Raw genomic sequence first — 12,151 nt, 5'->3', positions numbered from 1 at the left:
CGGCGCCCCGGGCGGGGGCGCCGCCGCTTCTCGCACACCGTGCGCGGGGGCTCTCAGACGTTGAAGCCGAGCGCGCGCAACTGCTCGCGGCCGTCGTCGGTGATCTTGTCGGGGCCCCACGGGGGCATCCAGACCCAGTTGATGCGCAGTTCGTTGACGATGCCGTCCGTGGCGGACTTGGCCTGGTCCTCGATGACGTCCGTCAGCGGGCAGGCCGCGGAGGTCAGGGTCATGTCGATCGTCGCGATGTTCGCGTCGTCGATGTGGATGCCGTAGATGAGGCCGAGGTTGACGACGTCGATGCCCAGTTCGGGGTCGACGACGTCGTACAGGGCCTCGCGGACCTCCTCCTCGGAGGCCGGCTTCATCTCCAGGGTCTCGCTCATGCCGTCTTCCTTTCGACGTCGGCGTCGGCGCCCAGCGCCTGGGCCGTCGCGTCCTTCCACGCCATCCAGCTGAGGAGGGCGCACTTGACCCGGGCCGGGTACTTGGAGACGCCGGCGAACGCGATCGCGTCCTCCAGCACCTCCTCCATCGCGTCGTCGGGCTCGATCTTCCCCTTGGACTGCATCAGCTCCAGGAAGGTCTCCTGGATCTTCTGCGCGTCGGCCAGGTCCTTGCCGACCAGCAGGTCGTTCAGCACGGACGCGCTGGCCTGGCTGATGGAACAGCCCTGGCCCTCGTAACTGACGTCCTCGATCCTCGTGCCGTCGTACCTCACCCGCAGGGTGATCTCGTCGCCGCACGTCGGGTTCACGTGGTGGACCTCGGCGTCGCCATCGCGCAGACCACGCCCGTGCGGGTGCTTGTAGTGGTCCAGGATGACGTCCTGGTACATCGAGTCCAGCTTCATGCGCTCGCTCGCCAACCCCTCAGCCGAAGAAGTTCCGTACGTGCTCCAGGCCGTCGACCAGGGCGTCGATCTCGGCCGTCGTGGAGTACAGATAGAACGACGCTCGCGTGGTCGCGGGAATTCCGTAGCGCAGGCAGACGGGACGGGCGCAGTGGTGGCCCACCCGCACTGCGATGCCCTGCTCGTCGAGCACCTGGCCCACGTCGTGCGGGTGGATGTCGCCGAGCGTGAAGGAGATCGCCGCGCCCCGGTCCTCGGCCGTCGTCGGGCCGATGATCCGCAGGTCGGGGACCTCGCCGAGCTTGCGCACCGCGTACTCGGTGAGCGCGTGCTCATGGGCGAGGATCTTGTCCATGCCGATCGCGGACAGGTAGTCGATGGCCGCGCCCAGACCGACCGCCTGCGCGATCGGCGGGGTGCCCGCCTCGAACTTGTGCGGCGCCGGGGCGTACGTCGACGAGTGCATCGACACGGTCTCGATCATCTCGCCGCCGCCGAGGAACGGGGGCAGGTCCTCGAGCAGCTCCTGGCGGCCCCACAGGACGCCGATGCCGGTCGGGCCGCACATCTTATGGCCGGTGAAGGCCACGAAGTCGGCCTGCAGGGCCTGCACGTCCAGCGGCATGTGCGGCGCGGCCTGCGAGGCGTCGATGCACACCAGCGCGCCGACCTCCTGCGCGCGGCGCACTATCGCCTCGACGGGGTTGACCGTGCCGAGGATGTTCGACACCAGCACGAAGGAGACGATCTTCGTCTTCTCGGTGATGACCTCGTCGATGTTCGAGAGGTCGAGCCGGCCGTCGTCGGTCAGGCCGAACCACTTCAGCTTCGCGCCCGTGCGCTGCGCCAGCAGCTGCCACGGCACGATGTTGGAGTGGTGCTCCATCTCGGTGATGACGATCTCGGTCTCGTGGTCGACCCGGTAGGGCTCGTCGGCCCAGCCGAGCATGTTGGCCACGAGGTTGAGCGACTCGGAGGCGTTCTTGGTGAAGATCACCTCGTCGCGGCTCGGCGCGTTGACGAACGCGGCGACCTTGTCACGCGCGCCCTCGTACAGTGCCGTGGCCTCCTCGGCGAGCACATGCACACCGCGGTGGACGTTGGCGTTGTAGCGCTCGTAGTAGTCACTGAGAGCGTCCAGCACCTGGCGCGGCTTCTGCGAGGTCGCCGCGTTGTCCAGGTACACGAGCTTCTTGCCGTCGTGGATCTGTCGATCCAGGATGGGGAAGTCCTTGCGGATCGCCTCGACGTCGAGGAGGCCCGGCAGCTGCGTCACGCGGATACGCCACCCTTCGTGTATGCCTCGTAGCCCTCGTTCTCCAGCTTGTCGGCGAGCTCGGCGCCGCCGGACTCGACGATGCGGCCGCCGGAGAAGACGTGGACGAAGTCGGGCTTGATGTAGCGCAGGATGCGCGTGTAGTGCGTGATCAGCAGGGTGCCGACCTCGCCGGTCTCGCGGACGCGGTTGACGCCCTCGGAGACGATGCGCAGGGCGTCGACGTCCAGGCCGGAGTCCGTCTCGTCGAGGATCGCGACCTTCGGCTTGAGCAGCTCCAGCTGGAGGATCTCGTGGCGCTTCTTCTCACCGCCGGAGAAGCCCTCGTTGACGTTGCGCTCGGCGAAGGAGGTGTCCATGTTGAGGCGCTGCATGGCCTCCTTGACCTCCTTCACCCAGGTGCGCAGCTTCGGGGCCTCGCCGCGGACGGCGGTGGCGGAGGTGCGCAGGAAGTTCGACACGGAGACGCCGGGGACCTCGACCGGGTACTGCATCGCGAGGAACAGACCGGCGCGGGCGCGCTCGTCGACGGACATCTCCAGGACGTCCTCGCCGTCGAGGGTGACGGCGCCGCCGGTGATCGTGTACTTCGGGTGACCCGCGAGGGAGTAGGCGAGCGTCGACTTGCCGGAGCCGTTGGGGCCCATGATGGCGTGCGTCTCGCCCTGCTTCACGGTGAGGTCGACGCCCTTGAGGATCTCCTTCGTGGCGTTGTCGGCCTCGACGGTGACGTGCAGGTCTCGGATTTCAAGCGTTGCCATGGATTGCCTCAGGACTCCTGGGTGAGGGAGACGAGCACGTCGTCCCCTTCGATCTTTACGGGGTATACGGGGACGGGGCGCGTCGCGGGAAGGCCGGACGGCTTGCCGGTGCGGAGGTCGAAGCTGGAGCCGTGCAGCCAGCACTCGATCTGACAGTCCTCCACCTCGCCCTCGGAGAGCGAGACGTTCGCGTGCGAGCAGATGTCGTGGATGGCGAACACCTCCCCCTCGGTCTGCACGACCGAGACCGGCGTGCCGTCGAGTTCCACCCGCTTGGGGGTGTCCTCCTCCAGCTCGCTCAGCCCGCAGGCGCGTACGAAGGCCGCCATCAGACCGTGGCCTCGAGCTCGGTCTCGATCTTGGCGAGCAGACGCTCCTCGATGTCGTCGACGCCGATCTGCTGGACCAGCTCGGCGAAGAAGCCGCGGACCACCAGGCGACGGGCCTCGTCGGCCGGGATGCCGCGGGCCATCAGGTAGAAGAGCTGCTCGTCGTCGAAACGGCCGGTGGCGGAGGCGTGGCCGGCGCCGACGATCTCGCCGGTCTCGATCTCCAGGTTCGGCACCGAGTCGACCCGCGCGCCGTCCGTGAGGACGAGGTTGCGGTTCATCTCGTAGGTGTCGGTGCCCTCGGCCTTGGCCTCGATGAGCACGTCGCCGATCCACACGGCGTGCGCGGCCTCGCCCTGGAGGGCGCCCTTGTAGACGACGTTGGACTTGCAGTGCGGCACGTTGTGGTCGACCAGCAGGCGGTGCTCCTGGTGCTGGCCGGCGTCCGTGAAGTACAGGCCGAACAGCTCGGCCTCGGCGCCCGGACCGGCGTACGTCACGCGCGGGTGGAGGCGGACGAGGTCGCCGCCGAAGGTCACCACGACCGACTTGAAGCTCGCGTCCCGGCCGACGAGGGCGTTGTGCTGGGCCACGTGCACGGCCTTGTCGTCCCAGTCCTGGACGGAGACGACGGTCAGCTTCGCGCCGTCCCCGAGGACGTAGTCGACGTTGGCGGCGAGCACGGCGTCACCGGTGTGGTCGATGACGACGACGGCTTCCGCGAAGGCGCCCAGCTCGATGACCTGGTGGCCGTAGGAGACCCCGCCCTCGCCGTGCACCGCGATGCGGATCGGCTCGGCGAGGACCGTCTCCTTGGGGACGGTGATCACGCCGGCCTTCTCGAACGCGGAGTACGCCTGGGCGGCGACCCGGTCCACCGGGGCGCCCGCCCTGCCGAGGCGCGGGTCGTCGCGGTCCGCGAGTTCGACGGTGACGCCCTCGGGGGCCTCGACGGCGACCTTCACGCCCGCGCCCGTCGCGACGGCGGTGCCGTCGTGCAGGCCGCGCAGCCGCTCCAGCGGCGTGAACCGCCACTCCTCCTCGCGGCCGTGCGGGACCGGGAAGTCCGCGACGTCGAAGGACGGGGGCGCGCTCATGCGCGTGGCGACGGTCGACTCGGCGGCCACCGCGATCTGGCCCGCGGTGGTGGAGCCCACGGGTGGGGGTCCCCCCGGTCGAGTGGATTCGAGATTGGGGGAGTTCTGAGCCTCAGCCATGGCTGTCGGTCTGCTCTCTTCCTACGTCAGAAAATTGCTGCTGCTGTCGGGGGCGGGTGCTAACCGACCGCGCCTTCCATCTGCAGCTCGATCAGCCGGTTGAGCTCGAGGGCGTACTCCATGGGCAGCTCCTTCGCGATGGGCTCGACGAAGCCGCGCACGATCATCGCCATCGCCTCGAACTCGCTCAGACCGCGGCTCATCAGGTAGAAGAGCTGGTCCTCGGAGACCTTGGAGACGGTGGCCTCGTGGCCCATGGACACGTCGTCCTCACGGACGTCCACGTAGGGGTACGTGTCGGAGCGGGAGATGGTGTCGACGAGCAGCGCGTCGCACAGCACGTTGGACTTCGAGCCGTGCGCGCCCTCGCCGATCTCGACGAGACCGCGGTAGGAGGTGCGGCCGCCGCCGCGCGCCACGGACTTCGACACGATGTTCGACGACGTGTTCGGCGCCATGTGGACCATCTTGGAGCCGGCGTCCTGGTGCTGGCCCTCGCCCGCGAAGGCGATGGAGAGGGTCTCGCCCTTGGCGTGCTCGCCCATCAGGTAGACGGCCGGGTACTTCATCGTCACCTTGGAGCCGATGTTGCCGTCGATCCACTCCATGGTCGCGCCCTCGTACGCCACGGCGCGCTTGGTGACCAGGTTGTAGACGTTGTTCGACCAGTTCTGGATGGTCGTGTAGCGGCAGCGGGCGTTCTTCTTGACGATGATCTCGACCACGGCGCTGTGCAGCGAGTCCGACTTGTAGATCGGCGCCGTGCAGCCCTCGACGTAGTGCACGTAGGCGCCCTCGTCGACGATGATCAGGGTCCGCTCGAACTGGCCCATGTTCTCCGTGTTGATGCGGAAGTAGGCCTGCAGCGGGATCTCGACGTGCACGCCCTTCGGCACGTAGATGAAGGAGCCGCCGGACCACACCGCGGTGTTCAGCGACGCGAACTTGTTGTCGCCGACCGGGATGACGGTGCCGAAGTACTCCTTGAAGAGCTCGGGGTGCTCCTTCAGCGCGGTGTCGGTGTCGAGGAAGATGACGCCCTGCTCCTCCAGGTCCTCACGGATCTGGTGGTAGACGACCTCGGACTCGTACTGGGCCGCGACACCGGCGACGAGGCGCTGCTTCTCCGCCTCGGGGATGCCGAGCTTGTCGTACGTGTTCTTGATGTCCTCGGGCAGGTCCTCCCAGGACTCCGCCTGCTTCTCCGTGGAGCGCACGAAGTACTTGATGTTGTCGAAGTCGATGCCCGACAGGTCCGAGCCCCAGTTCGGCATGGGCTTCTTCTCGAAGAGCCGCAGGCCCTTGAGGCGGAGCTTCGTCATCCAGTCGGGCTCGGACTTCTTCGCGGAGATGTCCCGGACGACGTCCTCGTTGATGCCGCGCTTCGCAGAGGCGCCGGCCGTGTCGGAGTCGGCCCAGCCGTATTCGTACTTGCCCAGACCCTCGAGTTCGGGGTGGGCAGTCTCCGTGGGGAGAGTCATGCGGGGTTCCTCCCGGCCGTGCTTGCGGATGCGTTCTGGGTGGCTGTGGAAACTCTGGGGATGAACGTCGTGCAGACGCCGTCGCCGTGCGCGATGGTCGCCAGCCGCTGGACGTGCGTCCCGAGCAGCTGCGAGAAGATCTCCGTCTCCGCATCGCAGAGCTGCGGGAACTTCTCCGCGACATGGGCGACGGGGCAGTGGTGCTGGCACAGCTGCTCGCCGACCGGTGCGCTGCGCGCCGTAGCAGCGTACCCGTCCGCGCTCAGGGCCTTGGCCAGGGCTTCGGTGCGCTCCTCGGGGGCGGCCGCCTCTATCGCCTCGCGGTATCCGGCGGCCTGCTCGGCGATCCTCGCGCGTGCGAAGGCGACCACGGCCTCGTCCCCGCCGAACCGCTCCTGGATGAAGCGCAGGGCGTCCGCGGCGAGCTTGTCGTAGGACTGGTCGAAGGCGTCCCGGCCGCAGTCGGTGAGGGCGAATGCCTTGGCCGGGCGGCCGCGGGTGCGCGCGCCGTACACGCGCTGCTCACGGGGCTGCACGACGTCGTCGGCGACCAGCGCGTCGAGATGCCGGCGCACGGCGGCCTGGGTGAGGCCGAGGCGGCCGGCCAGCTCGGCGACGGTCGAGGGCCCGTGGTCCAGGATGGACCGCGCGACCCGGTTGCGCGTCGAGCGCTCCCCGGTCGCGAGCTCCTCCTGCGGGGTCCCCGTGGGGGTCACCCGAGCCTCGCCGACGTTTTTCACAACGCCATTGTTGCGTAATTCCTCAGGGGCAGGCAAGCCGCGCCCGATCCGCCGGACGGTGCCCTGCATCACTTAGGCATACCTAATCTGACCTGGAGAAACGATCTTTGATCGATCAGCCGGGCCCGGCCCGGGCGGACAGCCCCTGGCCTGCGCGACCGCCGTCCAGGAGACTGCCCGACCATGCCCACACCTTCTCCCACCGGCCCGCTCGTCACCCGGGACTCCCTCGCGGCGGACCTCCGCGCGCTCGGCGTCGCCCCCGGAGAGATCCTCCTGGTCCACTCCTCCCTCAGTTCCCTCGGCTGGGTGTGCGGCGGCGCCGTCGCGGCGGTGCGCGCACTGCTGGACGCGCTCGGCCCGCACGGCACGCTCGTGGTCCCGGCGCAGAGCGGGCAGCTGTCCGATCCGGCGGCGTGGAGCGACCCGCCGGTGCCCGAGCAGTGGTGGGAGACGATCCGGGCGGCCATGCCCGCGTACGACCCCCTCGTCACCCCCTCCCGCGGCGTCGGCGTGATCCCGGAGACGGTCCGCACCTGGCCGGGCGCCCGGCGCAGCGCGCATCCGCACGCCTCCTTCGCGGCGCTCGGGGCGCGGGCCGCCGAGCTCGTCGACGGGCACGCGCCCGACTGCCGGCTGGGCGAGAACAGCCCGCTGGCCCGCCTCGAGCGGGAGGGCGCGCGGGTGCTCCTGCTCGGCGCGGGCTACGGCGCGTGCACCAGCTTCCACCTGGCCGAATACCGCATCCCCGCGCCGCTGGTGCAGGTGGGACGGCCAGGGCCGAACGGCTGGGAGCGGGTCACCGAGGTGTCGATCAGCGCCGCCCGCTTCGACGAGCTCGGCCATGACTTCGAACGGGACCGGCCCGTCGTGCGGGGCGGGGTCGGCGCGGCCGACGCCCGGCTGTTCCCGGTCGCCGACGCGGTGGCCTACGCCCAGCGCTGGCTGCCCCTGCACCGGTCCCGCGAGGACGAGTGCTGAGCGCCCCCGGTGGGCCGGACCCGCCCCCGGCCGGTTCCCCGTACCCGGCGGTCCGGCCTCGCGGGCGCGAACCTAGACTCTTGAGCCATGCGAAGTGAGCCTGTCGTCCGGGTCCGGGCCCTGGTGAAGCGGTACGGGGCGAAGACCGCGGTGAACGGCCTCGATCTCACGGCCCGGGCCGGCGTCACCGCCGTCCTCGGACCCAACGGCGCCGGCAAGACGACCACCGTCGAGACCTGCGAGGGGTACCGCAGACCGGACTCCGGCACCGTGCGCGTCCTCGGCCTCGACCCGGTGGGACAGGCCCGCGAGCTGCGTCCCCGCATCGGCGTGATGCTCCAGTCGGGGGGCGTGTACTCGGGTGCGCGGGCCGACGAGATGCTCCGGCACGTGGCGAAGCTGCACGCGCACCCGCTGGACGTCGACGCCCTCGTCGAGCGGCTCGGGCTGGGCTCGTGCGGCCGTACGAGCTACCGCCGGCTCTCCGGCGGCCAGCAGCAGCGCCTCGCGCTCGCGATGGCCGTCGTCGGCCGTCCCGAACTGGTCTTCCTGGACGAGCCGACGGCCGGACTCGACCCGCAGGCCCGTCGCGCCACCTGGGATCTCGTGCGGGACCTGCGCGCGGACGGCGTCTCGGTCATCCTGACCACCCACCACATGGACGAGGCCGAACAGCTCGCCGACGACGTGGCGATCATCGACGCCGGGGCCGTGATCGCGCAGGGCTCCCCCGAGGAGCTGTGCCGCGGCGGCGCCGAGAACACCCTGCGCTTCACCGGCCGCCCCGGGCTCGACGTCGGCTCGCTGCTGAAGGCCCTGCCTGCCGACAGCAGCGCCGCCGAGCTCACCCCGGGCTCCTACCGGATCACGGGCAAGGTCGACCCCCAGCTGCTCGCCACGGTCACCTCGTGGTGCGCGCAGCACGGGGTGATGCCGGACCGGATCTCGGTGGAACGGCACACCCTGGAGGACGTCTTCCTCGAACTGACCGGCAAGGAGCTGCGCTCGTGACCGCCACCGGCACCTACACCCCCCGGCCCGGCGCGGCCCCGCTGCCGCGCATGATCGCGGCCCAGGCGGCGCTGGAGACGAGGATGCTGCTGCGCAACGGCGAACAGCTGCTGCTCACCGTGGTGATCCCGACGCTCCTGCTGGTGCTGTTCAGCACGGTGGACGTCGTCGACACCGGCGCGGGCGAGGCGGTGGACTTCCTCGCCCCCGGCATCCTCGCGCTCGCCGTGATGTCGACGGCCTTCACCGGCCAGGCCATCGCGACCGGGTTCGAGCGCCGCTACGGAGTGCTGAAGCGGCTCGCCTCCTCCCCGCTGCCCCGCTGGGGCCTGATGACGGCGAAGACGCTGTCGGTGCTGGTCACCGAGGTCCTCCAGGTGATCCTGCTGACGGCGATCGCCTTCGCGCTCGGCTGGGACCCGCAGGGCGGTCCGGGGGCCGTCGTGCTGCTGCTGGTCGCCGGCACGGCGGCCTTCTCCGGCCTCGGCCTGCTGATGGCGGGCACGCTGAAGGCGGAGGCGACGCTGGCCGCGGCCAACCTCGTGTTCCTGCTGCTGCTGGTGGGCGGTGGGGTGATCGTGCCGCTCGACAGGTTCCCGGCCGGTGTGCAGGACGTGCTCGGCCTGCTGCCGGTCACCGCGCTGTCCGACGGGCTGCGGGACGTGCTCCAGCACGGCGCCGGGATGCCCTGGGGCGACCTGGGGATCCTGGCCGTCTGGGCCGTGGCGGGGCTCGCGGCGGCCGGCCGGTTCTTCCGCTGGGAGTAGCGGGCCCGGCCTGCCGGGGACCCTCGTGAAAGCGTGCACAAGCGGCCCGCTTACGATGGGACGCGTGCTGAACGTGACCCGTGCCGACGCCGTAGCCGCCGTGCGCAACCCTCTCGCCTTCATCGCCGCGCGCTGGACCCCCGCCCCCCGGACGGTTCGGCGGGCGGCTCTCTTCGCGCTCGTGATGTCGGTGGTGATCGTGGTCACCGGCGGCGCCGTCCGGCTCACCGGCTCCGGCCTCGGCTGCCCGACCTGGCCCAAGTGCACCGACGACTCGCTCACCGCGACGAGCGCGATGGGCTTCCACGGCGCCATCGAGTTCGGCAACCGCATGCTGACGTACGTGCTGTGCGCGGCCGTCGGCTGGGCGATCATCGCCGCGCGCTCGGAGAAGCCGTACCGCCGCAGCCTGACCCGACTGGGCTGGGCGCAGTTCTGGCTGGTCATGAGCAACGCCGTGCTCGGCGGGATCGTCGTGCTCGTCGGACTGAACCCGTACACGGTCGCAGCGCACTTCCTGGCCGCCTCGGCGCTGATCGCGGTCGCCGCGGTGATGTGGCACCGCGCCGGGGAGGGCGACGGGGAGCCCCGTCCGCTGGTCGGCAGGCCCGTGCAGCAGCTGGTGTGGTTCCTGGTCCTGGCCTCGACGCTGCTGATCGCCGTGGGCACGGTGGTCACCGGCGCGGGACCGCACGCCGGCGACTCCAGCGAGGTCGAGCGGATGCCGCTGGACTGGGAGACGGTGGCCAAGCTGCACGCGGTGCTCGCCTGGATCGTGGTGACGCTGACGTTCGCCCTGTGGTTCATCCTGAAGGCCGTGGACGCCCCGAAGAGCCCGCTGGACCGCACCCGGGACCTGTTCCTGGTGCTGCTCTCCCAGGGCGTCATCGGCTACGTCCAGTACTTCACCGACCTTCCCGAGATCCTGGTCGGACTGCACATGCTCGGATCGTGCCTGGTGTGGATCGCCGTCCTGCGCGTGCCGCTGGCGCTGCGCGAACGCGCCGGGACCACGGCCGCCGGTCTGCCCCACCCGGCGGAGGAGGCGACGGCCGGCACACACGCCTGAGCCGCCGCCCGCCGAAGCCCCTCAGCCCAGCCCGTACACCCTGCGGGCGTTGCCCGCCGCGATCAGCCCGGCCACCCGCTGTGCGTCAGCGGGCGACCACGCGCCCTCCGCGACCCAGCCGCCCAGCACCCGCGCCAGCGCCTCGCGGAACAGCAGCGCCCCGACCACGTGCAGCTCGGGCAGCCCGTGTGCGCCGGTGGAGAAGAGGATCTTCCCGAAGGGCGCCAGCTCCAGGATCTCCGCGAGGACGGTCGCAGCGCGGGCGCCGGTCCTGACGAGGGCCGCCCCGGAGTCGGCGTACACGTGCGGGAAGACTCCCGCGAGGTGGGCGGCGTGCCGGTGGTAGGGGTAGCCGTGCAGCAGGACGAGGTCGGTGCCGAGACCGGCCGTGGCGCGGACGAAGTCGGTGAGCAGGGCGGGGTCGGTGCGGTCGATCCGCGCGCCCGGCGCGCCGAGGCCCGCGTGCAGCTGCAGGGGGCGCTCGGAGGCGACGGCGCTCCACAGCAGGTGCCGCAGCAGCACCGGGTCGTTCAGCCGGCCGCCGGCCCTGCGCCCGGCCAGCCAGCGGCCGGCGGCGCGGCGCACCTCCCCCGGTCCCGGCGGCTCGGGCGCGAGCGCGAGGCCGTGCCGCACTCCCGCGACGGAGGTGAAGGCCACGGCGTGCGCGGCGGCCCCGTGCACCGCCTCGGCGAGGTTCGCCAGGAACGACTCGACGGTGCCTGAGGTGTCGGCGACCTGCTCGGCGAGGAGTTCCAGCCGCACGATCTCGCGGGCCTCGGCGTCGCCCGTCGAGGCCAGCTCGCCCGGGCCGGTGAGGTCGCCGGGCAGGCCCGTGTCGACCAGGTACGTCGTGATGCCGGTGCCCCGCAGCAGCCGGCGGCCCGCTTCCAGCACGCCGAGTTCACGGCGCCGGGCGAGGTAGCGGGCGGGCGGAGCGTGCGGTTCCAGACCCAGCAGCGGGGGGCACCAACGGCGCACCGCGAACCCCGTCTGCGTGTCGAAGAGCGTCGTGCCGGGAGCGGGCGGGCCCGAGGCCAGGGCCAGCTGGGCCTCGAAGGTGCCGAGACCCAGCTCCGTTCTCAGGACGCCGTGGCAGTACTGGTCCACCAAGGACGGCGTTTCGATCATCCGGACTCCCCGGGAGATGGACCACGTCGTTTCTACGGGTCCTAACGGGTGACCGGGGCGTCAGGTGTTGCTGGCGGCCGATTGTCCGCCGCTCAGCCGTTCTTCGGACCGCCGACCTGGATGCCCGCCATACGCGTCCACTCGTAGGGGCCGGTCCGCACCTTCGCCGCGAACTCGCCGTCGAAGGCCTCGTGGACGGTGATGCCGGCCTTCTCGACGGCCTGACCGGCGACGGCGACCGAGGGGGCCACCAGGTCGCCCCAGCCGCCGTCCTCGCCGACCAGGACGATACGGGCGCCGCGCTCGCCGAGGTGCGCGACCTGGCCCTCGGCTCCGCCGTGCTCCTTGGCGAAGGCGCTGATCCGCCGGGCGAGCCGGGCCGCCGTGCGCTCGGACTTCGCGGCCTGCTTGGTGTCGGCGGTCTCGTCAACCTGCTTGGTGTCTGCCATGGCCAGGATGCTACCGACGGGTAGATCGAACGGCGACGGCCGGGGGGGGTGGGCAAGACCACGCAACCCCGCCCCCTGCCCGGGCCCCA

14 protein-coding genes are annotated in these 12,151 nt (G+C 71.0%); 4 read left to right on the top strand and 10 right to left on the bottom strand.

The features are described 5' to 3' along the window. Positions 1-53: 53 nt before the first annotated feature. From ABT300_RS35385 to ABT300_RS35350, 8 genes are read right to left on the bottom strand one after another with little or no spacing between them, the layout of a single operon-like run. Positions 54-386: a metal-sulfur cluster assembly factor gene (locus ABT300_RS35385; RefSeq protein WP_005477879.1), complete on the bottom strand. Its 333-nt coding sequence runs from the start codon at positions 384-386 to the stop codon at positions 54-56. Beyond that, on the bottom strand, positions 383-853 hold the full coding sequence (sufU, locus tag ABT300_RS35380) for a Fe-S cluster assembly sulfur transfer protein SufU (RefSeq protein ID WP_351684748.1): 471 nt from the start codon (positions 851-853) through the stop codon (positions 383-385). The genes ABT300_RS35385 and sufU overlap by 4 nt, the downstream gene beginning before the upstream one ends. A gap of 19 nt (positions 854-872) precedes the next feature. Next, positions 873-2,129: a cysteine desulfurase gene (locus ABT300_RS35375; protein ID WP_351684745.1), complete on the bottom strand. Its 1,257-nt coding sequence runs from the start codon at positions 2,127-2,129 to the stop codon at positions 873-875. After that, positions 2,126-2,890: a Fe-S cluster assembly ATPase SufC gene (gene sufC / locus ABT300_RS35370; protein ID WP_351684742.1), complete on the bottom strand. Its 765-nt coding sequence runs from the start codon at positions 2,888-2,890 to the stop codon at positions 2,126-2,128. The genes ABT300_RS35375 and sufC overlap by 4 nt, the downstream gene beginning before the upstream one ends. 8 nt (positions 2,891-2,898) lie before the next feature. After that, positions 2,899-3,219: a non-heme iron oxygenase ferredoxin subunit gene (locus ABT300_RS35365; RefSeq protein WP_307162653.1), complete on the bottom strand. Its 321-nt coding sequence runs from the start codon at positions 3,217-3,219 to the stop codon at positions 2,899-2,901. Beyond that, entirely contained in the window at positions 3,219-4,436 is a 1,218-nt protein-coding gene (gene sufD, locus ABT300_RS35360; RefSeq protein ID WP_351684738.1) for a Fe-S cluster assembly protein SufD, read from the bottom strand. The genes ABT300_RS35365 and sufD overlap by 1 nt, the downstream gene beginning before the upstream one ends. Before the next feature lie 59 nt (positions 4,437-4,495). Beyond that, positions 4,496-5,917: a Fe-S cluster assembly protein SufB gene (sufB, locus tag ABT300_RS35355; RefSeq protein WP_319278931.1), complete on the bottom strand. Its 1,422-nt coding sequence runs from the start codon at positions 5,915-5,917 to the stop codon at positions 4,496-4,498. After that, entirely contained in the window at positions 5,914-6,657 is a 744-nt protein-coding gene (locus ABT300_RS35350; protein ID WP_351684735.1) for a helix-turn-helix transcriptional regulator, read from the bottom strand. The genes sufB and ABT300_RS35350 overlap by 4 nt, the downstream gene beginning before the upstream one ends. Positions 6,658-6,840: 183 nt before the next feature. On the opposite strand from ABT300_RS35350, the gene ABT300_RS35345 reads away from it, so the two are divergent. From ABT300_RS35345 to ABT300_RS35330, 4 genes are all read left to right on the top strand, one after another. Next, positions 6,841-7,638 carry an AAC(3) family N-acetyltransferase gene (locus ABT300_RS35345; RefSeq protein ID WP_351684733.1) on the top strand — a complete coding sequence of 266 codons (798 nt, stop codon included), beginning with the start codon at positions 6,841-6,843 and terminating at the stop codon, positions 7,636-7,638. Between the two features lie 87 nt (positions 7,639-7,725). Further along, positions 7,726-8,649, top strand: coding sequence for an ABC transporter ATP-binding protein (locus tag ABT300_RS35340; protein ID WP_351684730.1), 924 nt, complete (start codon positions 7,726-7,728; stop codon positions 8,647-8,649). A gap of 50 nt (positions 8,650-8,699) precedes the next feature. Next, entirely contained in the window at positions 8,700-9,416 is a 717-nt protein-coding gene (locus ABT300_RS35335; protein ID WP_351684751.1) for an ABC transporter permease, read from the top strand. Positions 9,417-9,471: 55 nt separating this feature from the next. Then, positions 9,472-10,485, top strand: coding sequence for a COX15/CtaA family protein (locus ABT300_RS35330; protein WP_351684727.1), 1,014 nt, complete (start codon positions 9,472-9,474; stop codon positions 10,483-10,485). Between the two features lie 21 nt (positions 10,486-10,506). Here ABT300_RS35330 and ABT300_RS35325 read toward each other — a convergent pair whose 3' ends face one another. Together ABT300_RS35325 and ABT300_RS35320 are read right to left on the bottom strand one after the other, a co-directional pair. After that, complete coding sequence (locus ABT300_RS35325; protein WP_351684725.1) at positions 10,507-11,613, bottom strand: amidohydrolase family protein; 1,107 nt, start codon at positions 11,611-11,613, stop codon at positions 10,507-10,509. A gap of 92 nt (positions 11,614-11,705) precedes the next feature. After that, complete coding sequence (locus ABT300_RS35320) at positions 11,706-12,062, bottom strand: hypothetical protein (RefSeq protein WP_351684722.1); 357 nt, start codon at positions 12,060-12,062, stop codon at positions 11,706-11,708. Positions 12,063-12,151 lie beyond the last annotated feature (89 nt).

Source organism: Streptomyces sp. NPDC001027 (genome assembly GCF_040299045.1).
Classification (GTDB): Bacteria; Actinomycetota; Actinomycetes; order Streptomycetales; family Streptomycetaceae; genus Streptomyces.
This window is presented reverse-complemented; position numbering and strand designations above follow the sequence as displayed.

Coding starts and splice junctions, on each gene's coding strand:
- ABT300_RS35385 (WP_005477879.1), bottom strand. CDS start 386: ATGAGCGAGACCCTGGAGATGAAGCCGGCCTCCGAGGAGGAGGTCCGC.
- sufU (WP_351684748.1), bottom strand. CDS start 853: ATGAAGCTGGACTCGATGTACCAGGACGTCATCCTGGACCACTACAAG.
- sufC (WP_351684742.1), bottom strand. CDS start 2,890: ATGGCAACGCTTGAAATCCGAGACCTGCACGTCACCGTCGAGGCCGAC.
- ABT300_RS35365 (WP_307162653.1), bottom strand. CDS start 3,219: ATGGCGGCCTTCGTACGCGCCTGCGGGCTGAGCGAGCTGGAGGAGGAC.
- sufD (WP_351684738.1), bottom strand. CDS start 4,436: ATGGCTGAGGCTCAGAACTCCCCCAATCTCGAATCCACTCGACCGGGG.
- sufB (WP_319278931.1), bottom strand. CDS start 5,917: ATGACTCTCCCCACGGAGACTGCCCACCCCGAACTCGAGGGTCTGGGC.
- ABT300_RS35345 (WP_351684733.1), top strand. CDS start 6,841: ATGCCCACACCTTCTCCCACCGGCCCGCTCGTCACCCGGGACTCCCTC.
- ABT300_RS35340 (WP_351684730.1), top strand. CDS start 7,726: ATGCGAAGTGAGCCTGTCGTCCGGGTCCGGGCCCTGGTGAAGCGGTAC.
- ABT300_RS35335 (WP_351684751.1), top strand. CDS start 8,700: ATGATCGCGGCCCAGGCGGCGCTGGAGACGAGGATGCTGCTGCGCAAC.
- ABT300_RS35330 (WP_351684727.1), top strand. CDS start 9,472: ATGGGACGCGTGCTGAACGTGACCCGTGCCGACGCCGTAGCCGCCGTG.
- ABT300_RS35325 (WP_351684725.1), bottom strand. CDS start 11,613: ATGATCGAAACGCCGTCCTTGGTGGACCAGTACTGCCACGGCGTCCTG.
- ABT300_RS35320 (WP_351684722.1), bottom strand. CDS start 12,062: ATGGCAGACACCAAGCAGGTTGACGAGACCGCCGACACCAAGCAGGCC.